This is a genomic window from Ruegeria sp. CL5 (assembly GCF_056536485.1).
On record NZ_JBQFPS010000001.1, the window covers coordinates 593,486 to 614,155 of the forward strand.

A 20,670-nucleotide genomic window follows, 5' to 3' on the forward strand; every position below is an offset into this window, starting at 1 on the left:
ATGACTCAGGATCGTCCCGTTTTTGGCATCGTATTGATGCTCGGCTTTTGCGTGCTCGCTCCGCTTGGTGACGGGATGGCGAAGCTGTTGGGCGAAACCATTGCTCTGGGTTTGTTGGTTCTGGTGCGGTTCGGCGTGCAAGCGATGATCCTGATCCCGCTCATCGCTGTGACCGGCAAGCCGTGGCGGATGACACCAATGGTCCTGCGTCTGACGATGGTCCGTACGCTGCTGCACATTGTTGGGATCGCGGCGATGTTTACCGCGCTGCAATATATGCCGCTGGCCGATACTGTCGCCATTGCTTTTGTGATGCCGTTTATCATGCTGCTGCTGGGCAAGTACGTTCTTGGCGAACAAGTCGGCCCGCGCCGCCTGATTGCCTGTGTCGTGGGTTTCATCGGCACTTTGCTCGTCATCCAACCTAGCTTTGCGCAGGTTGGCGCTCCTGCGTTACTGCCTTTGATCGTCGCCGTGGTCTTTGCCCTGTTCATGCTGGTCACACGCCAGATTGCCAAAGAAACAGACCCGGTTGCGCTGCAAGCGGTTTCGGGGGCTATGGCGACAGCTCTCTTGTTGCCGATCGTCTATGTGGGCTCTCAGGCTGACCTGCCCGCCATGTCATTGACGATGCCCAAGGGTGAAACGCTTTGGCTGCTGCTGGGCATCGGCGTGCTGGGCACTGTGGCACATCTTCTGATGACGTGGTCGCTGCGCTATGCACCGTCCGCGACCCTCGCCCCGATGCAATATCTTGAAATTCCCGTCGCCACCCTGATTGGCTGGTTGATTTTCCACGACCTGCCCAACGGCCTTGCCGCGCTTGGCATCGGCATCACTATCGCTGCCGGGCTTTATGTCATCCTGCACGAGCGGGCCAATGCCCGGTCTGGCCCGACAGAAACGCCTGCATGACCTGATCCAACGCGGTGCGCGGCAGGATCGCAAGCAGACCCGGCGCATCCACCTCAAGTGCGAGTACGCCCAGTGCCCGGTTCGAGGTTCCGACCCGCCCGTCCGGTTCAAGCACCAGATCGTTGATCGGCCATTCAAGCCCATCGCTGCGCCCGGTCACCCGTCGCAAAGGGAACAGAGAAACGGTATCTCCAGCCGTCAATTCCAGCCGGATCTGGGGAGGCGCGTGAAACACTACCTCGCGTGCCCCTAACAGGATACAGGGCCGGTCCTGCAAGCGAACGAGTGTATTGAACGCGACCAACTGATGATCAACCCGAGCGCCCATAAATCCCGCTGCCAGGACAACCGGGGCACTGACATTTCGAAGGGCTTTGTCGAAATCGGTGCTGTTCTGTTCGGATATTGGATACAGCCGATCAGCCGGTATCTGCGCGCGAAGACTGGATGAAAGCGAATCGAAATCGCCGATCACCGCATCCGGTATTCGGCCCGAATCAATCAACGCGGCAGCGCCCCCATCCGCTGCAACAGTGCTTTTGACGCGATTCAGGACCAGACTCACATCTTCAGACGTGATTTCCCCCCCGCCAAACAGACCGATTGGCATTTCAGCCTGAACAATCACCCCAGATTCCACAAGATTGACCATAATTCCCGGTTTTGGACATAATGAAACCACAAAATGGTAGCTTCATGACTAGAGTTTCGAGTCGATTGCTGCTGCTGTGTCTGGCGATCGGCCTGGTAGTTTGTAAAGGACATGCGTCTGATGGTACAGAACAACAAGGTACTTACCGTTTCCTACGGAACCTTTTCATGCACGCTCGAAGGTTTCGACGATTCATTTGAAACGATGAAAGCCATAGCCGAGTATTTCCGGGATCTCGCGGCGGACGACCGCTATTTTGGTTCTGAGCCCCCTCAGCCCGATGCCGAGATGCTGACCCGCATCGCCCAGCGCGATGTCGCACGAAAGGTAGAAGCCAGTCAGAACGACAGCGGTCTGCTGCTACGCGCGACCGAGACCGACGCCCCTGCAGTACCGACCCCCGCTGCAGTCGCGAGCACGCCTGAGCCTGCACCTGTTCAGACCACCGATGCCGTTCCCCCCGCCCCTGCGCCCGTCGCGGCACAATCCGCTGCTGCAGTGGACAGCCCAGCGGCGGACAGTATTGCGGCCAAACTCCAGCGCATCCGGGCTGTGGTTTCGCATTCCGAAGAAGTCTCCCCCGGCTATTCAGAGGACGAAGACTCCAGCTATCTTCAGCCTGTGAAGCCAAAGGTTGATGCCATCTCTGCCGCCTTTGAAGCAGGCGCATTGGATCCCGCCGACTTGCAGGAAACAGAAGAAGATACCTTCCCTGCGCCCGAGCCCGAGCTGACTGCCGAACCGGAACATGTCGAAGAGTTAGCCGAAGCACAGGCCGACGAGGCGGCTCATGTTACGGAACCAGAAAGCTCAGATGAATTGGTTGAAGAGACCTCAGATGAAACGGTTGAGGAGACCTCCGACGATCTAAGTGCATTGGTCGCTACCGCGGAATCGGCGGATGAAGCTGAAGAAATCGAAGCGTCGGAACCTGCCACAGCTGATGTAACGGAAAACGACGTTCTGTTTTCTGATCTGGATGATGAGGCGCCTGAAGTCGGGGAAGAAAACCCATCAAACATTCTAGGCGATGAAGCCAGCAGCGTTGCCTCTGAGGCATTGACCGGAATCGAGCACGGCATCATCTCGGTCGAGGAAGAAGCGCTTTTGTTGGATGAGATCGCGCTTGTTGAATCCGAACTCGAAGCAATTGCTGAAGCCGACGTGCCCAGTATATCCGGACCAGATGAAGACGTCTCGCGCCTAATGGACGAAGCAGATGTTCAGCTGGACGATCCCGCTACTAGCGATCAGCGTGAAACCTACTCGCACTTGCGCGCTGCGGTCGCTGCAACCGAGGCCGAACGCGAAGCCGTAGGCGACAAGACAAAGACACCCGAAGATGATTTTCGCGGCGATCTGGCCTCAGTCGTCAATCCACGTCGTCCCGCGGTTGAAGTCACCAGCCAGCGCCCGACCCCAGAATCGGCTGCCCCCTTGAAGCTGGTTGCCGAACAGCGCATCGATACCGAGAACGCCGATACTGGCCCTGTTACGCCGCGCCGGATCACTTCAACTGATGAAGACACGGGTGAAGAAGAAGGCGGATTTGCCACTTTCGCACAGGAACAGGGCGCCCAGTCGCTGCCTGATCTGCTTGAAGCTGCAGCTGCCTATCTGTCCTTTATCGAAGGTCAAGAGCAGTTCTCGCGCCCGCAACTTATGAACAAGGTCCGCTCGCTTAAGCAAGATGCGTTTAATCGCGAAGAAAGCTTGCGCTCCTTCGGTCAGTTGCTTCGCGATGGAAAGATCGAGAAAGCCGGAGGTGGTCGATTCGCCGCCTCAACCGAAATCGGCTTCCGCCCCAATGACGACGAACGCGCCGCGGGCTAGTTCCCAGCGTATGCATTACCCCCCTCGAGTCGTAGTAGGGCCAGAGGATACTCTGGCCCTAATTCTTTTAATAGCGCGGCTTCGACGCGACCAACCAGATTAGAATAAAAAGGCCAACGCCACGTAGGGGCCGGTCAGGATCAGATCGTTCAATTCACGTCCATCTTGAAACTCAACATCCAGATGGCGGTACCCACCGGCGACGCTGATGCTAGGTCGCCTTTTCTAGCTGGCTTGTACCAGCGCATCTCACCGTAACTCTGAACAATAACCAAAGCCGCCAATGTTTCCCATCGCGGTGACACTCCATCGATCGTTCAGAGCACAACTGTAGCGCGCTCCAACCAATGGGTCAGCGTGCTGAATGTGCGATCCAGCACCGTGGTTAAGACATCAAGATCCCAATGGCGCAGCCCGGCAATCGCTTCCAGCCGCGACTGTTCATCTTCATAAACCGCGAAACCGGCTCCCAGCGAGGTCATGGTGCCCTCAAGCTCCCAACTAGCGGCGTTGTCAAATGGTCCGATGGAAACATCGTCTCCAAGGTTCAGGTAATTGAACTCGCCTCCAATGGACCATCGGCCATTTCGGGCCTCGCCTGCAATCAGAAAGGCCCCCTTTAGAATATTGAAGATCGAGGTGTCCCCGTTCACCGGCGGGTTCGGCCCCATATCAAGGGAGGTCCTGAATTCTGGTCCCCAAACATAGGGTGCAACCGTGTAGTTCCAGTCTCCAGCCTGAGCGCCATATGCGGCACAAGACACGGCGAACGCCGCGAAAAGCCCTTTGTTCATACCCTAACCGCCCTTACCTGCAACGCATTTAAGCTGCAGTCAGCGTGCCTCGCGAATGACGCAACGGCAGTCGGAAAGTCTAGTTTTGATCCTGATCTGGGTCTTCTTTACCCACACCACGAAAGACAAACTTGAAGGGTAATGCCCATAGAATGCCTAACGCGACATAGACCAAAAGCTCCAGCCAGATTGGCGGGCGGTCAAGCCAGTTCACGATAGTCACAACCGCAACGATATAGACTGGCAACCCGACCAGCAGCAGTACCAGAGACCAGCGCCGCCGTGCTTTGTAGCTAAGGCCAGCCTTGTCGCTACCGCTCATCAGTCTGCAAACGGGTCGGTAACCAGAATGGTATCCTCCCGCTCCGGGCTGGTGGACAATAGGGCAACCGGGCAATCGATCAGTTCCTCGACCCGGCGCACATATTTGATTGCGTTGGCTGGCAGATCAGCCCAGCTACGTGCACCTTCGGTTGATTCGCTCCACCCCGGCATCTCTTCGTAGATAGGAGTGCATCGCGCCTGTTGGTCGGCGGCTGTCGGCAGATAGTCCAGACGTTTGCCATCCAGCTCGTATCCAACGCAGATTTTCAGTGTCTCGAACCCATCCAAAACATCCAATTTGGTCAGCGAAATGCCGTTCACACCGCTGGTCGCGCAGGTTTGGCGTACCAGACAGGCGTCGAACCACCCGCAGCGTCGCTTGCGACCCGTCGTCGTTCCGAATTCATGTCCCCGTTCGCCCAGACGCTGGCCATCTGCATCATCCAACTCAGTCGGGAAAGGCCCCTCACCCACGCGGGTCGTGTAAGCCTTGACGATGCCCAGAACGAAGTCGATCGAGCCCGGTCCGATTCCGACGCCCGTTGAGGCCTGGCCTGCAATCACATTTGACGATGTCACAAACGGATAGGTCCCGAAATCAATATCCAGCAACGCGCCCTGCGCGCCTTCGAACAGGATACGCTTGCCAGCCTTGCGCTTCTCATTCAGCACCTTCCACACCGGTGCTGCGAAAGGCAAAATCTGCGGCGCGATCTCTTTCAGCTGCGCGATCAACGCGTCCCGATCAATCGGATCAAGCCCCAAACCATTGCGCAGCGCGTTGTGATGGACCAGCGCCCGATCCACCCGGAGCGCCAGCGTTGCGTCATCGGCCAGGTCAGCCACCCGAATTACGCGACGCCCGACCTTGTCTTCATAACACGGACCGATCCCGCGACCGGTTGTCCCGATCTTGGCGACTGAATTCTGGCTCTCGCGCGCACGATCTAACTCGCCATGGAACGGCAGGATCAGTGGGGTGTTTTCGGCGATCATCAACGTCTCTGGCGTGATATCGACGCCTTGTGCACGGATTGTTCCGATCTCTTTGATCAGGTGCCACGGATCAAGAACAACACCATTGCCGATCACACTCAGCTTGCCGCCGCGCACCACGCCCGAAGGCAGCGCGTGCAGTTTGTATACCTCGCCCTCAATGACCAGTGTGTGCCCGGCATTATGTCCACCCTGAAAACGCGCGATCACGTCTGCACGCTCGCTGAGCCAGTCGACAATCTTGCCTTTTCCTTCGTCACCCCACTGGGCGCCGACAACAACCACATTGGCCATATCCGGTCCTTTTGCGCTGAATATTCAAACCCGGCTCATATAGCGGGGCACAGACGGCAGGGAAACCGATATTTCGCCGCAGATGCAAATCACGCTGCGCGCGATGCTTTCGGCGGAGGTAGATATGGCCAGATGAAGAGCGGAAGCCCTGCTTCATCTGGCTTTAAATATCCCGGGGGAGTCGCCCGGACGGGCGGCGGGGGCAGCGCCCCTTCTGCTTTTAGCGCAAGTGTACGGGGTGACCATGGGGTGTTGTCAGATAGGCCTCTTCCCATGCATTGCGAAGATCCTGGACATCATCAGTGGGTGCTTCTCCCTGCTCAGCCAGCAGCGCCTCCAAGGTCTCCAACCAAGCGTGAAAGTAATCGTCACCACCATCCAGTTCTTTTTTGAGACCGTTCCGTTTCAAAGTAATGGAAAACCGCTCTGCCCAGTCCGACCAATCAAACCGGCCCGTTTCGTTCAAAGCTACGGTGACTGCAAAAACCTGCGCGTGCCAGGGCTCGGCGAAAATCGGCTCCGGGGCCGATTGGGTGATACAATCGCTCATGCGGGCCCCAGATAAGATTGCCACAGGTCCAATACGACCTCATCCGCCGGATGCTCAGGATTTGCCCAAAGCTCCGAGGCGGGAAACGCGACGGCGTAAAGCGGCTCAGGGGCCTCACCCAATCCATGGGCGTTGGAATCCGGCAGCACATGGGTGCCATGCAATCTGAGAATGCGACCCTTTGCGCCCGAGGCATAGGCCGGAAGTCGGGTGTGACCGCCCTCAACCAGGCGATTTGCGCTCTGGCCCAGAGTTCGGACGGCTTGCCCGGTTTCAAACTGAACTTCGACGTTCGACGGGCGATCCGCGGGTCCACCTTTGGCCAAAGCGTCCACAACTGCCTCAGCCTTCAGGGTGCGCTCTGCCAATGGATGGGCACCATCTCGGTCCACACCGCGCAAATCTTCAAGCGTCAGGACACCCTTATCGACCAAAAGATCGGCTAGACCGGATATCCACTTCTCATAGTAAGAAAATCGCGCGTAGTCTTTCGGAGACAGTTTTTCACGCGCGTGGCGTGAGACGTCGATATTCCATTGCCCCAGAAATCCCGCAGCGAGTGTTACCGCCAGCGCCCGACCGTGCCAGTCTTCCGCAAAGATCGGAGCGTCCTCAGCCTCCGGCACAACCGCGCCATCGCCAAAACGCCCTCCCATGTCATGAACCCGCGTCATGAAGGCACCTTGGGCAGCCCGGTGCCGATCATACTGTCGCGGGTTACCAGCGCGGCGAGTTCTTCCTCGCTCAGCCCCTCGCTCCCCTCCGGTCGCATCGGCAGGACAAGATAGCGAATCTCAGCGGTCGAATCCCACACCCGTACGGATGTATCTTCGGGCAGCGTCACGCCAAATTCGGCCAGAACCTTGCGTGGTTCGCGTACGGCGCGGGCGCGGTAGGCATCGGATTTGTACCAGCCGGGGGGGATACCCAGCAGCGGCCACGGGTAACAGCTGCACAGAGTGCACACGACCATGTTGTGCTGCTCGGGCGTGTTTTCCACCACAACCATATGCTCACCCTGCCGCCCGTAATACCCCAGATCGGCCACGACCGAAGTGGCGTCTTCCAGCAGCGCGGCTTTGAAAGCAGGATCGCTCCAGGCTTTGGCAACAACACGCGCGCCGTTCTGAGGACCGATCTTGTTTTGATAAGTATCAATGATTTCATCCAAAGCGGCCGGATCGATCAGCCCCTTGCGAGTCAGAATCGTTTCAAGCGCTTTGACGCGAAGCGCGGGTTCAGGGGGCAACAGGGCGTGCGGGTGGTCGTGATCATCATGTGGCATGGGGCGCAGCCTGCGCGACAGAACCGCACCCTGTCCAGTCTCTTTGGTGTGATATGAAACATCACTGCTCGTGATGCCAACTCGTGACTTGCCCCCGCTGGCAAACTTGCATAAGTACCACGCGATACACGCCACGCTGTACAGGACCACCATGGAAAACGTCGTTCTCATCATCCACCTTCTTCTGGCATTGGGCCTGATTGTCGTTGTGCTGATGCAACGTTCCGAAGGCGGCGGCCTTGGTATGGGTGGCGGTGGCGGCGGCGCCATGACCGGCCGCGCGGCGGCGACTGCTTTGGGCAAGCTGACCTGGATTCTGGCTGCGTGTTTCATCGTGACTTCGATCACGCTGACGATTCTTGCGGCTCAGAAATCTTCGGGCAGCTCGGTGATCGACCGTCTGGGTGTACCGGCCCCTGCAGCGACTGAGGAAAGCACTCCGGCGGTTCCATCGGCGGATGAATTGCTGCCTCCGGCGCAAGGCGACAACGCTCCGTTGATCCCGCAGGCTGCCGACTAAGCCACAAAACCTAGAAATTCATAAGGGAACTGCAACAGCATCTTGCGGTTCTCTTGCGCTATGTGCGCGAATCCTTTATATGTGAAGTCCCGTGATGCAGCGGTTTTTTTGAACCGCCGGGCAGCTGATAATGACGTCTCACGGGAGCAGCCGAAAAAACATGGCGCGTTTTATATTCATCACTGGTGGTGTGGTTTCATCCTTGGGCAAAGGACTGGCTTCGGCGGCTCTGGGCGCGCTGTTGCAGGCCCGAGGGTATTCGGTGCGTCTGCGCAAGCTGGACCCCTACCTGAACGTTGATCCGGGCACCATGTCGCCGTTCGAACATGGCGAAGTGTTCGTGACCGATGACGGGGCCGAGACCGATCTGGACCTTGGCCACTATGAACGATTCACCGGCGTGGCCGCACGCAAAACCGACTCGGTCAGCTCGGGCCGGATTTATTCCAATGTGTTGGAAAAGGAACGCCGTGGCGATTACCTCGGCAAAACCATTCAGGTGATCCCGCACGTCACCAATGAGATCAAGGATTTCATCGCCATTGGCGAGGATGAGGTCGATTTCATGCTCTGTGAGATCGGCGGCACTGTGGGCGACATTGAAGGTCTGCCCTTCTTTGAAGCCATTCGTCAGTTCAGTCAGGACAAGCCGCGCGGACAGTGCCTGTTCATGCACCTGACGCTGCTGCCCTACATCAAGGCGTCGGGCGAGTTGAAAACCAAACCGACTCAGCACTCGGTGAAAGAGCTGCGCTCGATCGGTTTGGCCCCCGATATTCTGGTGTGTCGCTCGGAAGGCCCAATCCCAAAGAAAGAGCGCGAAAAGCTGGCTCTGTTCTGCAACGTCCGCCCCGACAGCGTGATCGCAGCACAGGATCTGTCCACCATCTACGACGCCCCGCTGGCCTATCACCGCGAGGGGCTGGATCAGGCGGTTCTGGACGCGTTCCAGATCAGCCCGGCCCCCAAGCCCGATCTGGCCAAATGGGAAGACGTCAGCGACCGTATCCACAACGCCGAAGGCGAAGTGAAGGTCGCCATCGTCGGAAAATACACCCAGTTGGAAGATGCCTATAAGTCGATTGCCGAGGCCCTGACCCATGGCGGCATGGCCAACCGGGTCAAGGTCAAGGTCGAATGGGTCGATGCCGAGGTGTTCGATACCGAAGACGCCGCCCCGCATCTGGAAGGCTTCCACGCAATCCTCGTCCCCGGCGGATTCGGCGAACGCGGCACCGAAGGCAAGATCAAAGCCGCTCAATACGCGCGCGAGCACAAGGTGCCCTATCTGGGCATCTGTCTGGGCATGCAGATGGCCGTGATCGAAGCCGCACGCAACGCGGCGGGAATCACCGAGGCGGGTTCGGAAGAATTCGACCATGAGGCCGGGAAAAAGCGTTTCGAACCCGTTGTTTACCACCTGAAGGAATGGGTGCAGGGCAACCACAAGGTCGAACGTAAAGTCGGCGACGACAAGGGCGGCACCATGCGTCTGGGCGCGTATAACGCGGTTCTGGCCGAAGGCTCGAAGGTTGCGGAAGTCTATGGCGGCACCCAGATTGAGGAACGCCACCGTCACCGCTACGAGGTCGACATCAAGTATCGCGACAAACTGGAAAAGGCAGGCCTGAATTTCTCGGGCATGTCCCCGGATGGTCGCCTGCCGGAAATCGTCGAATGGTCGGACCATCCATGGTTCATCGGCGTTCAGTACCACCCGGAACTGAAATCCAAACCCTTCGACCCGCACCCGCTGTTCCGCGAGTTCGTGCGCGCCGCGAAAGACACCTCGCGTCTGGTCTGATCACGGGCCGATAACAGATTTGTACCCCTCGGCGCGAAATATCTTTACGCGCCGACCAGTTACACGGTTAACTGCCGCCATAGCAGCGACAGGAGACCGGCCATGACCGATCAGATTACCCAAGCAGAAACCTTTGCCGCCCTGCATAAGAAGGGCGATCCGGTCATCCTTTACAATATCTGGGACCCCGGCAGCGCCGCCGCTGTGCGCGATGCGGGGGCCAAGGCACTCGCGACCGGCAGCGCTCCGGTCGCGATGGCACAGGGGTTTTCGGATGGGCAGAACATTCCCTTTGATGCGGCGCTGGACAACGCCCGCCGCATTGTTGAGGCGGTCGATATCCCGGTTACGATGGATCTTGAAGGCGCCTATGCCGAAGATACTTTCGGCATATCGACCAATGTCAAACGCGCGCTAGAAACCGGCGTAATCGGCTTCAACTTCGAAGACCAAATTGTTGGTACTAAAGAACTTTACGACATTGAAACCCAAGCCGCGCGTGTCGCCGCCATGCGCGAATCTTGCGATGTTGCGGGTGTGCCTGCTTTCATCAACGCCCGCACCGATATTTTCCTCAAGGCGGCTCCGGAAACGCATGACCAGGCGATGCTGGATGATGCCATGGCCCGCGCCAAAGCCTATGCCGATGCTGGGGCCAGCGGCTTCTTTGCACCGGGCCTGAAAGACGAAGCGATGATTGGCCAGCTTTGCGAGGCCACCGACCTGCCCGTCAACATCATCGCCCTGCCCGGCACGCCGGATACGCCAACGCTTGCAAAACTCGGTGTAGCCCGGATCAGCTATGGCCCGGTGCCTTATCGGCAAATGATCGCTTGGCTGCAGGACAAAGCCCGCGAGGCGCTGCAAACAGGCGGTTGATCCACTTTTAAGGGATTGCATTTTATGCGGTTCCTCCGCACCTTGCATCAGATACCAGCGGAGGAATTGCCGTGGCCAGAGGTTATTGGGTCGCCCATGTCGATGTAGACGACATCGAAACCTACAAATCGTATGTCGCTGCCAACGCGGCCCCTTTTGCCGAATATGGCGGCAAATTTCTGGTGCGTGGCGGTGAAAGAACCGAGGTCGAGGGCAAAGCCCGCGCCCGTACAGTCGTGATCGAGTTTCCCAGCTATGAACAGGCCCTGGCCTGTTATGAAAGTGCAGGATATCAGGCCGCCAAAGCCCTTCGTGATCCGGTATCAACCGCCGATCTTGTTATTATTCAGGGCTATGAGGGCTAGCACCGCTTGGCGCGCCTCGAATTACGGAATATCTTGACCTCATGTTGAAAAAATTCTTCCAGGCCTTCCGGCCTCCGCAACATGACAAGTTGCCCGATCCTGATGCCGAACTGGCTTTGGGGGCGCTGCTGGTGCGCGTGGCACAGGCCGATCGCGACTATAAGCTGGAAGAGATCAGCCTGATCGACCGCATCCTTGCGCGTCTCTACCAGCACAACGCGATTGAGGCCGCCAAGGTCCGCGCCACTTGTGAGAAGCTGCACGCAGCCGCCCCCGAAACCGACACGTTCGGCAAGCTGATCCGCGAAACCACCAATCTGAACGAACGTCTGGCCGCTCTGGACGCGCTTTGGGAGGTGGTGCTAGCCGACGGCAATACGGATGAAGGAGAAGTCAAGATCGTCGAAGAAGCCCGCATTGCCATGGGTCTCAGCTTCAACGACAGTAAGGCCGCACGCGAACGGATACAAAGCCGCTTGGAAGCGACTTGAGCAGCCTCTATATGTTTGACCATGTTCAGTGATTTCCTGTCCCGGCTCACGCAGCCGCAGCCCGACCCGCTTGTCGAAGATGACGCCCGTCTGGCCCTCACCTCCTTGTTGGTGCGCATTGCACGATCCGATAATGACTATGCCGATACCGAAATGGCCCGGATCGACCGCATCTCGGCTGAACGTTTTGGCCTGTCCCCGTTCGAAGCCGCCGCCTTGCGCGCCCGTGCTGAAGATCTTGAGGCCGAAGCCCCCGACACCGTCCGCTTTACCCGCGCCATCAAAGAGGCCATTGCCTATGATGATCGCCTAGCCGTGGTGCAGGCTATGTGGTCGGTTGCATTGGCAGATGGACACCGCAGCGGAGAAGAGGATTCGCTGCTGCGTCTCGTCGTAAGCCTGTTGGGTGTCAGCGACGTGGATTCGGCACTGGCACGGCAAAAAGCAGCCAAGGCCTGAGCCAATTGCAGCACGGCCAAGCGAAAAGCCCAACTACGAAGCTGCTGGATAATTTTACCTGAGCTGAGAAAGGTTGATGTCGGCTTCGAGCCCGAAGCGGACAATCGCTTAAACTTGATCGGGTGTCGATTATTATCCCACAACCGTTTATTGACTGATCGGTTGCCAGAATCGCAGTCTTAGGTGATCCTTCAAGAAATCGAAGGATCGCAATATGTTTAGGTTTCTATTAATTGCATTCGGTATTTGCGTATCTACTTCAGCGTTAACGCAAGAGTCGTCCGAAGATGTAGCGGCAAAAGATGATACCTCGGCGACCTCGTCCAGTCTGCTAACTGACGCTGAGTTGCAGACATTGGTCGCCCCGGTTGCTCTTTATCCCGACACGTTACTCATACAGATATTTGTCGCGGCAACCCAGCCATTGGAAATTGTTAAGGCTGAACGGTATTTGCTCGATAACGCCGACCGCGACCCTGTTGAACTAGAACCGGAAATCGATGCAATGGGATGGGATCCTTCTGTCAGTGTGTTGGCAACGGCGTTCCCCCAAGTTGTTGGTCAGATGGCCACCCATATCGACTGGACCGAGACAGTTGGCACTGCCATGTTGGCCCAGTCCGACGATGTGATGGATGCGGTGCAGGTCATGCGGGATCAGGCAATTGACAGCGGCGCTCTTGTTTCAGGGCCCGAGCAAACTGTCGAAGTGTCTGAGGATGACAACGTAGTAATTACACCGACAGAACCCGAGACGGTATACGTTCCACAATACAATCCCGAGACGATTTATACTGGCCCGTCAACCGGGGATGTTGTGGGCGCAGCACTACTGACTTTTGGCGCTGTTGCCCTGATCGACGAAATTTTCGACGACGACGATGATTGGAACGACTACTGGGGGTGCCGAAATTGCGGTGGCTGGGGCGGCGGTCCGATTTATAGAAATCCAGACATCGACATAGACGTGGATGGCAACGTCAATATCGGCAATGATATAGATTTAGGTGACCGAACGGATATCGGATGGAACCCCGATCCTGACCGGCAACAGGAGGCCCGAAACAAAATAGCGGACCACAAAAGACCCGAAGGTGGCCGTAGCGACTTGCCGGTTAACCGTCCTGACGGTCGCACGGATGAGCTGCGTGCAAAGTTGAGCCGAGAATCCGGTGCTGCAGATATTAGCCGGGACCGCGGGGCGGCTGCAGCCGCAGTCGGTGCGGGTGCAGGGGCTGTAGCAGGCGGTGCCTTGGCGAACCGGAACAACGCTGATCGGGACAAGGCTGCCGCAAAGCAACAAGCCATTGATCGCACCAAACGTCCCGATTCAGCGAAAAAGCCAGTCGCACAAAGACCGCAGACCGCCAAGAAGCCGCAAGCGAAGAAAGCCGCATCGACGCAGCGCAAGCCCGCGGCATCAAAAGGGCAAGCGATGAAGAAAAAGGCGTCCGGCAGCAGAACTCAAAGCGCGTCCAAGCGTGGACACGCCGCTAAAGGCAAGCGGAGACGGTAAAGTGCGTAGCTCAGTATTTTCAATTTTGTTGCTTGCCGCGACCACAAGCCCGGCCCTCTCTGAAGGAGCCAGATTTGATACGCCGCAAACCGCACTGGATGCTTTTGTTGATGCGTTGAAGGCTAATGATCAGAGCAAGCTGATCGAAATTTTCGGGCCTGAAGCCGAGGATCTGGTTGGAACGGGTGATCCGACGGAAGATCAAGAAAGAAGGCAGGAAGTGCTTGGCATGTATGCCGAGGGGTATCGTTTCCGGCCTGAGGACGATGGCGTTGTACTTCTTCTAGGTGAAGACGGTTGGCCTTTTCCTATCCCAATTCTGCGTAAAGATGACGGTTGGCGCTTTGACCTGGAGGCTGGGATCGAGGAACTTTCAGCTCGTGAAATAGGCTTGAATGAGTTGGAAGTGATCGAATTGCTTGAGGCCTATGTTGACCTGCAGGCAGCTTTCCGTCTTGTGGACCATAACGGGAATGGCGTTATGGAATTCGCTCAGACGATCATTTCCGATCCGGAAGAGCAGAACGGTCTCTTCTGGCCTGGAAAAGACAGCTTTGTCGGTGCAGCGCTTGCCCGCGCCGCAGCTTCGGGGTGGAGTGACGGTCAGGTTGACTATGAAGCCGAACCGTTTCTTGGCTATTATTACACAATCCTGCAAGAGCAGGGCCCTAACGCTCCAGGGGGTGCCTACCCCTATTTCGTCGGGGATCACTTTGTTGCAGGACATGCCTTGCTGGCAATACCGGCAGACTACGGAGAAACTGGTATTCATTCCTTTCTGGTGGGCGAAAACGGCATAGTCTACGAGGCAGATTTTGGCCCAGAGACACTCAGTATTGCATCTGAAATTTCTGCTTATGATCCAGACACGAATTGGTCACCGGTCGAGTAATATTTGGATTGAAAGTGTCGCTTAAGCTCATCGCTTTGCTGAGGCCACTATTTGCGGTTTGTGTGACAAGCTTCAGTTCGATGGTTACGTGTACCCGAATAGGTTCAGCTTGGATCGCTCTTGCAACACCCATTGTGACTTCGAGCAAATTGCCCATCTTACGATTTGATCCATTCTTCTGCCTTCACACGTTTCGACTGAATGACTGAAAAGTCCGCAATGTTGGCATTGGATATCGTTCATATGATGGTGGTGTCGAAAGCCTGAGAACCGTCACTGCAAATCTCATAAGCTTACCTGTCTATTCGCCCTAACGGCACGCAAATCGCCCAACCAACTGACAATTCTGACAGCGTCATTGGCCAAATTGGCTATTTCTCAGCGTGAACTTGTTATTTGCGCATTGCATTAGCCCGATTTTTCAGCCCTATTACCGCACCAACACCAATCATATCTGGACAGCCCGTGACAGACGCCGCTCCCGTCATCGAGATCAAGAACCTTCACAAAAGCTTTGGCCAACTTGAGGTGCTCAAGGGCGTGGATATCACCGCGCATCGCGGCGACGTTGTCTCGCTGATCGGGTCTTCAGGCTCGGGGAAATCCACCCTATTACGCTGCTGCAACCTGTTGGAAGACAGCCAAGAAGGCGAGATTCTGTTCAAAGGCGAACCAGTCCGCTGGACCGGCAGCCACAATCACCGTCGTCCAGCCGACCCCAAACAGGTGCTACGCATCCGCACCAATCTGTCGATGGTGTTTCAGCAGTTTAATCTGTGGGCGCATATGACCATCCTGCAAAACGTGATGGAGGCCCCCGTCACCGTTCTGGGCCGAGATCGGTCTGAGGTTGAGGACAGCGCTCGCAGGTATCTGGAAAAGGTCGGCATCGGCGACAAATGCGATGTTTATCCGGCACAGCTATCGGGCGGACAGCAACAGCGCGCCGCCATAGCGCGGGGGCTGTGCATGGAACCGCAGGCGCTGCTGTTCGATGAACCGACCTCGGCGCTCGATCCCGAACTGGAACAGGAAGTGATCAAGGTGATCAAGGATCTGGCTGCGGAAGGCCGCACCATGATCATCGTGACCCACGACATGAAGATGGCTGCGGATATCTCGAGCCACGTCGTCTTCCTGCATCAGGGCCTGATTGAAGAAGAGGGCCTGCCAGAAGATCTATTCACCACCCCTGAATCCGAACGGCTTCAGGGCTTTCTCTCCGCCACTCAGGCGGCTTAATCAACGGACAGAACCAATAAGGGGAGTAACAATGAAAAACCTGATTCTGACCACTGCAGCACTGGCGCTGACCGCCGGTATCGCCATGGCCGATACCGTGCGCATGGGCACCGAGGGCGCCTATGCGCCTTGGAACTTCATCAACGACGCGGGCGAGATCGACGGTTTCGAACGTGAACTGGGCGATGAGCTGTGCAAGCGCGCGAATCTGGAATGCGAATGGGTCAAGAACGACTGGGATTCGATCATTCCGAACTTGGTGTCAGGCAACTATGACGTGATCATCGCTGGTATGTCGATCACCGACGAGCGGGACGAAGTCATCGACTTCACCCAGAACTATACACCACCGGATCCGTCTGCCTATGTTGCGCTGTCCGATGACGTTGACGTCGCAGGTGGAGTTGTCGCGGCTCAGACCGGGACCATTCAGGCGGGTTACATTGCTGAATCCGGTGCAACTCTGGTCGAATTCGCCAGCCCTGAAGAAACCATCGCAGCCGTCCGCAACGGCGAAGCCGATGCTGTGCTGGCTGACAAATCCTTCCTCGCACCGATCGTCGAAGAAGACGGTGAGCTGAAATTTGTTGCCGATGACGTACCGCTAGGCGGTGGCGTCGGCATGGGCATCCGTGAATCGGACGGTGAACTGAAAGAAAAGTTCAACGCAGCGATCCAATCCATGAAGGACGATGGCAGCCTGAACGAGCTGATCACCAAGTGGGAAGTGTCCTCGACCTTCTGATCTGATGATCCAAGTGGCGCGCCCTGAACGCTGGGCGCGTCGCTGCAGCGCCCTTGCCAGTCTAAGAGGCCCGCCATTTTCTCGTACTGCTCCGATCCCGATACGCTGGGTACATTCCGTTGGTTCTCATGCTACCTGACCAACGGTGTCCACTGGTCGTTCTACGCCTCATTCCTCAAGGTGCTGGCCTTGCTGGCGGTCACCGCCCCGGTTGCATTGGGTTTTGGCTTTGTCGGAGCCATGGCAGCGCGCTCACATATCCCGCCGGTTAGCTGGTTGGGCAAAGGGTATATCGCGATAGTACGCGGCGTGCCCGATATTGCTTTTTTCATGTTCTTCGTGATCGCTCTGGATCAGGGTTTTGAGTGGGTAAGACACAAGATTCTCTGCCCCGACTGGACCGATCCGATCCGTCAGGGCAACGATTTCCTCGTCTGTCAGGCCGCCAAACTACCACTGGGCAGCGCCCCTGAATGGGTGCACGAAACCTACGGCTTTTTCCTCGCGGTCATCACATTTTCCATTGTGTTCGGCGCTTTCGCTGCCAACGTCTTGTTCGGCGGCATGCGCGCCGTGCCGCATGCGCAGCTGGAAACGGCAGAAGCCTACGGCATGACCCGACGCCAGACATTCTGGAAAATCCTTGTTCCTCAAATGTGGGTTTATGCCCTGCCCGGTCTGTCCAACCTGTGGATGGTGTTGATCAAGGCGACCCCCCTGCTGTTCCTGCTGGGGGTCGAAGATATCGTTTATTGGGCCCGCGAATTGGGCGGCACAAAAACTTCGAAATTCACGCAGTACCCCCATGGCGATTGGCGCATGTGGTACTTCCTTGGATTGCTGATCTTCTACCTTGGCATGACGCGTTTCTCGGAACTCGGGCTTGAAAAACTGATGCGTCGCCTGTCCCACGGTCAGGCCACATCAGGCGGCGAGCTTCTGCGTAAGGAGACCACCGCATGAGCTGCATCCAGACCATACAGGATTATGGCCTCCGTTCGCTTGGCTTCGGTGAACGCCTTCTGCCCAAGACCGATTTCACATTGTGTGAGCAGTTTACCCTGATCGGCTCGGGTATGATCTGGAACGTCTATTTCGGCGCGATGGCGCTGGCGACCGGGTTCTTTTTGGCCACTGCGCTAGCCGTTGGAAAAGCATCCACCAACAAATGGCTGCGCAAACCGTCCGAGTGGTTCATCTTCCTGTTCCGGGGGTCGCCGCTCTTCATTCAGTTCTTCTTTGCATATTTCTTCTTCTTGTCGCTGAAGAAAACTTACCCGATGTTCGACGCTCTGACCTCGGCTTGGCTGGGCGCCCTGATTGTGCTGTTCCTGAACACAGCCGCCTATTCGGGCGAGATCTTTTATGGCGCCCTACGCTCGATCCCCAAGGGAGACATCGAAGCGGCAGATGCCTACGGCATGTCGGGCTGGTCCCGGTTCCGCCGCATCGTCTGGCCCACCATGCTGCGGCTGGCATGGCCCGCCTATACGAACGAGGCGATCTTTCTGTTCCACGCAACTACGCTGGTCTTCTTCTCGGCCTTCCCGGCCTGGCAGCAAAGGGGCGATGCGCTGTACTACGCCAGCTATTTCGCGGACAAGACGTTCAACCCGTTCATCCCCTACCCGATTCTGGCATTCTATTTCATCCTGTTGACGCTGGTGATCGTTTGGGGGTTTGGCATGATCAACAAACGCTTGAACCGCCACCTGCCAGCAGAGCGAAAAGCAAAGATGCGGTTCCGCCTGAACCTTGCCCGCTAAGCCCAGTCCACTGGATTGAGTCGGAACAGTTTCGAAAGCTGCTCGTAGACTTCTGGCACCTCGTGCTTCAACGCACGGGGGCGTTCGAAGAATACTTCGACCGAGACCGCAAAGAACTCTTCATGCCCCGTCGCACCATAGGGGTCGATTACCGTGTGCCGCCCGCTCTCAACAGCGTGGACATGCGCGTCATAGGCGGTCAGGAAAACCTTTTCCCATTCGGCAAAACTCTGCCCTTCGCTCAGGATCGGCACACCATTCGTACCTCCGGACAGATCATCAATCTGATGCGCAAATTCATGTAGCACCACATTCTGCCCATCGCGATCATCCAGCGCGCCCTGCCGGCTGTGTGCCCATGACAAAATGACCGGCCCGCGATCCCAGCTTTCTCCGGTTCGTACGATCTCTTTCTCCGAGACTACATAACCCGAGCGTCGCTGCTGCTTTGACTTGAACGCATTGGGATAGATCAGAATGGTCGTCAGATTGTCATACCAAAGATCGCTGTTGATCACGAGAAGACAGGCCTGCGCCGCAATCGACAGCTCCATCTCTTCGGTCACTTCCAGCCCGTCGCAGCCGTAAAAGCTGACCTGATCCAGAAACAGATTCACTTTGCCATCCAGGTGGCTGCGCAATGAGGCGGGTAGCCGCCGGATGATGGGCACCTGTTGTTCGATAATTTCACCCTGATGCGAGGTCAGATGGGTCGCCAGCAGCGCCGCGCGGGCCTGTTTTTTGGACCAGAGGTAATAGCCGATCCCGCCTGCGACCAGTAACGCAATAGTAAGAAAGATGAACATACCCGAGACTATAGGGATCACCGCGCCAGGCACAATCAGGTGCCTGAATGTTGGACAACTCGGAAGAAAGCGGTTTTGATCCCTGTACAAGCTGGAAGATTTACAGTTTCGGTTCTCATCGCAAAAAGCGTTGAATCGTAATTTGATCAAATTTCGTGACAACGCGCCAATCCTGATTTAAACCTCTCGTGACAAATCCACGGAGCCCTAAATGGACCTGAGCGCCCTGCACACATTTCGCGTCGCCGCCTGTGACCTGAACGGACAGATGCGCGGCAAACGCGTGCCGCCCTCCTATGCCAGCAAGCTGGATAAGGGTGCTGTTCGCATGCCATTCTCAGCGCTCAATGTCGATCTCTGGGGCGCTGATATCGAAGGCAGCCCGTTGGTCTTCGAAAGCGGTGATGCCGATGGCGTTTTGTATCCGACAGAGCGTGGTCCAGTGCCCATGCCATGGCTCGACACGCCCAGTGCCCTCGTGCCGATGTGCCTGTATGATGATGAGCATACGCCCTTCTTTGGCGATCCGCGCCACGCCCTCTCCGCAGTGCTTGGTCGCTATGCCCAGCGCGGCTGGTCCGTGGTCGCGGCGACTGAGCTTGAGTTCACTCTGCTGGACTCGTCGGGCACGCAACCAACACCCCCGCTCAACCCGATCACCGGCCGCCGCCTTAGCGATGATGCCATTTTATGCATGGCCGAGATGGATGCATTCGATGCGTTCTTTACCGATCTTTATGATGGTTGCGCCGCGATGGGTATCCCGGCTCAAACCGCAATATCCGAAGGCGGTGTCGGTCAGTTCGAGATCAACCTGAACCATCAGGACGCGCTTCGGTGCGCGGATGATACGTGGCTTTTCAAGGTGTTGGCCCGAGGACTTGCACGAAAACACGGATTCACTGCGTCCTTCATGGCCAAGCCTTACGCCGAGGATGCTGGCAACGGGATGCATGTGCACTTCTCGGTTATCGACGCTGATGGCCAAAATATCTTTGACGACGGTGGGCCCAAAGGCACCGAATTGCTGCGCTCAGCAGTTGCGGGATGTCTGGCCGCGATGTCCGGCTCAACCCTGATCTTCGCGCCGCACGGAAACTCTTACACACGGCTTGTACCCGGCGCGCACGCCCCCACTGGTGCCAGTTGGGCCTATGAGAACCGCACAGCCGCCCTGCGCATTCCGGGCGGAGCCCCTGCCGCCCGACGGATCGAACATCGCGTCGCTGGGGGAGACATCAACCCCTATCTCATGCTGGCCGCCGTGCTAGGTGCCGCGCTGCTTGGTATAGAGGACGGCTTGCAGCCACCTGCTCCGATATCCGGAAATGCTTATGAGGTTGCAGACCTTCCGCAGCTTGCTCCCGACTGGTCCTCGGCAATTTCCGCATTTGAGACAGACCCGTTGGTTGCGCGCATCTTCCCTGCTGACCTGATCCGCAACATGGCGATGACAAAACGTCAGGAAATCGCGCGCTTCGCAGAGCGGGCCCCAGAAAGCCACTGGCTTAGCTATCTTGAGAGCGTATGAGCCTCTTGCCC

Annotated in this window: 23 protein-coding genes; 15 read left to right on the plus strand and 8 right to left on the minus strand. The window is 57.1% G+C overall.

Annotation, left to right across the window (positions count from 1 at the left end; all coding sequences use genetic code 11):
• Nucleotides 1-915 carry a DMT family transporter gene (locus ACR0IU_RS02880; protein ID WP_480715182.1) on the plus strand — a complete coding sequence of 305 codons (915 nt, stop codon included), beginning with the start codon at nucleotides 1-3 and terminating at the stop codon, nucleotides 913-915.
• Here the strand turns inward: ACR0IU_RS02880 and ACR0IU_RS02885 are convergent.
• Nucleotides 860-1,567: a thiamine diphosphokinase gene (locus tag ACR0IU_RS02885; RefSeq protein WP_480715183.1), complete on the minus strand. Its 708-nt coding sequence runs from the start codon at nucleotides 1,565-1,567 to the stop codon at nucleotides 860-862. The genes ACR0IU_RS02880 and ACR0IU_RS02885 overlap by 56 nt on opposite strands.
• Nucleotides 1,568-1,687: 120 nt before the next feature.
• Between ACR0IU_RS02885 and ACR0IU_RS02890 the strand changes: the two genes are divergently transcribed.
• Nucleotides 1,688-3,400 (plus strand): hypothetical protein, encoded by a 1,713-nt coding sequence (locus ACR0IU_RS02890; RefSeq protein ID WP_480715184.1) that lies wholly within the window; start codon nucleotides 1,688-1,690, stop codon nucleotides 3,398-3,400.
• Nucleotides 3,401-3,717: 317 nt separating this feature from the next.
• Here ACR0IU_RS02890 and ACR0IU_RS02895 read toward each other — a convergent pair whose 3' ends face one another.
• From ACR0IU_RS02895 to nthA, 6 genes are all read right to left on the minus strand, one after another.
• Nucleotides 3,718-4,194, minus strand: coding sequence for a hypothetical protein (locus tag ACR0IU_RS02895; protein WP_480715185.1), 477 nt, complete (start codon nucleotides 4,192-4,194; stop codon nucleotides 3,718-3,720).
• Between the two features lie 79 nt (nucleotides 4,195-4,273).
• Complete coding sequence (locus ACR0IU_RS02900) at nucleotides 4,274-4,516, minus strand: DUF2842 domain-containing protein (RefSeq protein ID WP_480715186.1); 243 nt, start codon at nucleotides 4,514-4,516, stop codon at nucleotides 4,274-4,276.
• Nucleotides 4,516-5,808, minus strand: coding sequence for an adenylosuccinate synthase (locus tag ACR0IU_RS02905; protein ID WP_010439192.1), 1,293 nt, complete (start codon nucleotides 5,806-5,808; stop codon nucleotides 4,516-4,518). Before ACR0IU_RS02905 ends, ACR0IU_RS02900 begins: the two co-directional genes overlap by 1 nt.
• A 220-nt stretch (nucleotides 5,809-6,028) precedes the next feature.
• Entirely contained in the window at nucleotides 6,029-6,358 is a 330-nt protein-coding gene (locus ACR0IU_RS02910) for a nitrile hydratase accessory protein (RefSeq protein WP_480715187.1), read from the minus strand.
• A complete protein-coding gene (gene nthB / locus ACR0IU_RS02915; RefSeq protein ID WP_480715188.1) occupies nucleotides 6,355-7,032 on the minus strand; it encodes a nitrile hydratase subunit beta in 678 nt (225 codons plus the stop codon). Before nthB ends, ACR0IU_RS02910 begins: the two co-directional genes overlap by 4 nt.
• Nucleotides 7,029-7,643, minus strand: coding sequence for a nitrile hydratase subunit alpha (nthA, locus tag ACR0IU_RS02920; RefSeq protein ID WP_319546885.1), 615 nt, complete (start codon nucleotides 7,641-7,643; stop codon nucleotides 7,029-7,031). Before nthA ends, nthB begins: the two co-directional genes overlap by 4 nt.
• Nucleotides 7,644-7,794: 151 nt before the next feature.
• Between nthA and secG the strand changes: the two genes are divergently transcribed.
• The 12 genes from secG (at nucleotide 7,795) to ACR0IU_RS02980 (ending at nucleotide 18,322) form a co-directional block, all read left to right on the plus strand.
• Nucleotides 7,795-8,163, plus strand: coding sequence for a preprotein translocase subunit SecG (gene secG / locus ACR0IU_RS02925; protein WP_480715189.1), 369 nt, complete (start codon nucleotides 7,795-7,797; stop codon nucleotides 8,161-8,163).
• Nucleotides 8,164-8,323: 160 nt separating this feature from the next.
• Nucleotides 8,324-9,967 (plus strand): CTP synthase, encoded by a 1,644-nt coding sequence (locus tag ACR0IU_RS02930; RefSeq protein ID WP_480715190.1) that lies wholly within the window; start codon nucleotides 8,324-8,326, stop codon nucleotides 9,965-9,967.
• 102 nt (nucleotides 9,968-10,069) lie between these two features.
• Nucleotides 10,070-10,846 (plus strand): isocitrate lyase/PEP mutase family protein, encoded by a 777-nt coding sequence (locus ACR0IU_RS02935; protein ID WP_480715191.1) that lies wholly within the window; start codon nucleotides 10,070-10,072, stop codon nucleotides 10,844-10,846.
• A gap of 71 nt (nucleotides 10,847-10,917) precedes the next feature.
• The gene (locus tag ACR0IU_RS02940) at nucleotides 10,918-11,211 is read left to right on the plus strand and encodes a DUF1330 domain-containing protein (RefSeq protein WP_170469182.1); all 294 of its coding nucleotides are present in this window, start codon (nucleotides 10,918-10,920) and stop codon (nucleotides 11,209-11,211) included.
• A gap of 41 nt (nucleotides 11,212-11,252) precedes the next feature.
• Nucleotides 11,253-11,702 carry a tellurite resistance TerB family protein gene (locus ACR0IU_RS02945; RefSeq protein ID WP_170469179.1) on the plus strand — a complete coding sequence of 150 codons (450 nt, stop codon included), beginning with the start codon at nucleotides 11,253-11,255 and terminating at the stop codon, nucleotides 11,700-11,702.
• Nucleotides 11,703-11,723: 21 nt separating this feature from the next.
• On the plus strand, nucleotides 11,724-12,161 hold the full coding sequence (locus ACR0IU_RS02950) for a tellurite resistance TerB family protein (protein ID WP_170770322.1): 438 nt from the start codon (nucleotides 11,724-11,726) through the stop codon (nucleotides 12,159-12,161).
• A 214-nt stretch (nucleotides 12,162-12,375) separates the two neighbouring features.
• Nucleotides 12,376-13,677, plus strand: coding sequence for a DUF3300 domain-containing protein (locus tag ACR0IU_RS02955; RefSeq protein WP_480715192.1), 1,302 nt, complete (start codon nucleotides 12,376-12,378; stop codon nucleotides 13,675-13,677).
• 1 nt (nucleotide 13,678) lies between these two features.
• The gene (locus ACR0IU_RS02960) at nucleotides 13,679-14,569 is read left to right on the plus strand and encodes a DUF2950 family protein (RefSeq protein WP_480715193.1); all 891 of its coding nucleotides are present in this window, start codon (nucleotides 13,679-13,681) and stop codon (nucleotides 14,567-14,569) included.
• 465 nt (nucleotides 14,570-15,034) lie between these two features.
• Nucleotides 15,035-15,811 carry an ABC transporter ATP-binding protein gene (locus ACR0IU_RS02965; protein WP_010439167.1) on the plus strand — a complete coding sequence of 259 codons (777 nt, stop codon included), beginning with the start codon at nucleotides 15,035-15,037 and terminating at the stop codon, nucleotides 15,809-15,811.
• A 31-nt stretch (nucleotides 15,812-15,842) separates the two neighbouring features.
• On the plus strand, nucleotides 15,843-16,556 hold the full coding sequence (locus ACR0IU_RS02970) for a transporter substrate-binding domain-containing protein (protein WP_010439165.1): 714 nt from the start codon (nucleotides 15,843-15,845) through the stop codon (nucleotides 16,554-16,556).
• A gap of 75 nt (nucleotides 16,557-16,631) precedes the next feature.
• The gene (locus ACR0IU_RS02975) at nucleotides 16,632-17,519 is read left to right on the plus strand and encodes an ABC transporter permease (protein WP_029621742.1); all 888 of its coding nucleotides are present in this window, start codon (nucleotides 16,632-16,634) and stop codon (nucleotides 17,517-17,519) included.
• Nucleotides 17,516-18,322 carry an ABC transporter permease gene (locus tag ACR0IU_RS02980; protein ID WP_010439160.1) on the plus strand — a complete coding sequence of 269 codons (807 nt, stop codon included), beginning with the start codon at nucleotides 17,516-17,518 and terminating at the stop codon, nucleotides 18,320-18,322. The genes ACR0IU_RS02975 and ACR0IU_RS02980 overlap by 4 nt, the downstream gene beginning before the upstream one ends.
• Here ACR0IU_RS02980 and ACR0IU_RS02985 read toward each other — a convergent pair.
• Nucleotides 18,319-19,128, minus strand: a complete 810-nt coding sequence (locus tag ACR0IU_RS02985) for a M90 family metallopeptidase (RefSeq protein ID WP_480715194.1) — start codon at nucleotides 19,126-19,128, stop codon at nucleotides 18,319-18,321. The two genes, ACR0IU_RS02980 and ACR0IU_RS02985, sit on opposite strands and share 4 nt — an antisense overlap.
• A 211-nt stretch (nucleotides 19,129-19,339) precedes the next feature.
• Here ACR0IU_RS02985 and ACR0IU_RS02990 point away from each other — a divergent pair, with 211 nt between their 5' ends.
• Entirely contained in the window at nucleotides 19,340-20,659 is a 1,320-nt protein-coding gene (locus tag ACR0IU_RS02990) for a glutamine synthetase family protein (RefSeq protein WP_480715195.1), read from the plus strand.
• Nucleotides 20,660-20,670: the final 11 nt, after the last annotated feature.

Excerpts from the sequence above, each read along its gene's own strand:
- nthA (WP_319546885.1), bottom strand. The coding sequence starts at position 7,643 with ATGCCACATGATGATCACGACCACCCGCACGCCCTGTTGCCCCCTGAA.
- ACR0IU_RS02980 (WP_010439160.1), top strand. The coding sequence starts at position 17,516 with ATGAGCTGCATCCAGACCATACAGGATTATGGCCTCCGTTCGCTTGGC.
- ACR0IU_RS02950 (WP_170770322.1), top strand. The coding sequence starts at position 11,724 with ATGTTCAGTGATTTCCTGTCCCGGCTCACGCAGCCGCAGCCCGACCCG.
- ACR0IU_RS02990 (WP_480715195.1), top strand. The coding sequence starts at position 19,340 with ATGGACCTGAGCGCCCTGCACACATTTCGCGTCGCCGCCTGTGACCTG.
- ACR0IU_RS02970 (WP_010439165.1), top strand. The coding sequence starts at position 15,843 with ATGAAAAACCTGATTCTGACCACTGCAGCACTGGCGCTGACCGCCGGT.
- ACR0IU_RS02910 (WP_480715187.1), bottom strand. The coding sequence starts at position 6,358 with ATGAGCGATTGTATCACCCAATCGGCCCCGGAGCCGATTTTCGCCGAG.
- ACR0IU_RS02935 (WP_480715191.1), top strand. The coding sequence starts at position 10,070 with ATGACCGATCAGATTACCCAAGCAGAAACCTTTGCCGCCCTGCATAAG.
- ACR0IU_RS02890 (WP_480715184.1), top strand. The coding sequence starts at position 1,688 with ATGGTACAGAACAACAAGGTACTTACCGTTTCCTACGGAACCTTTTCA.
- ACR0IU_RS02900 (WP_480715186.1), bottom strand. The coding sequence starts at position 4,516 with ATGAGCGGTAGCGACAAGGCTGGCCTTAGCTACAAAGCACGGCGGCGC.
- ACR0IU_RS02895 (WP_480715185.1), bottom strand. The coding sequence starts at position 4,194 with ATGAACAAAGGGCTTTTCGCGGCGTTCGCCGTGTCTTGTGCCGCATAT.
- ACR0IU_RS02880 (WP_480715182.1), top strand. The coding sequence starts at position 1 with ATGACTCAGGATCGTCCCGTTTTTGGCATCGTATTGATGCTCGGCTTT.
- ACR0IU_RS02905 (WP_010439192.1), bottom strand. The coding sequence starts at position 5,808 with ATGGCCAATGTGGTTGTTGTCGGCGCCCAGTGGGGTGACGAAGGAAAA.
- secG (WP_480715189.1), top strand. The coding sequence starts at position 7,795 with ATGGAAAACGTCGTTCTCATCATCCACCTTCTTCTGGCATTGGGCCTG.
- ACR0IU_RS02945 (WP_170469179.1), top strand. The coding sequence starts at position 11,253 with ATGTTGAAAAAATTCTTCCAGGCCTTCCGGCCTCCGCAACATGACAAG.
- ACR0IU_RS02930 (WP_480715190.1), top strand. The coding sequence starts at position 8,324 with ATGGCGCGTTTTATATTCATCACTGGTGGTGTGGTTTCATCCTTGGGC.
- ACR0IU_RS02955 (WP_480715192.1), top strand. The coding sequence starts at position 12,376 with ATGTTTAGGTTTCTATTAATTGCATTCGGTATTTGCGTATCTACTTCA.
- ACR0IU_RS02885 (WP_480715183.1), bottom strand. The coding sequence starts at position 1,567 with ATGGTCAATCTTGTGGAATCTGGGGTGATTGTTCAGGCTGAAATGCCA.
- nthB (WP_480715188.1), bottom strand. The coding sequence starts at position 7,032 with ATGACGCGGGTTCATGACATGGGAGGGCGTTTTGGCGATGGCGCGGTT.
- ACR0IU_RS02985 (WP_480715194.1), bottom strand. The coding sequence starts at position 19,128 with ATGTTCATCTTTCTTACTATTGCGTTACTGGTCGCAGGCGGGATCGGC.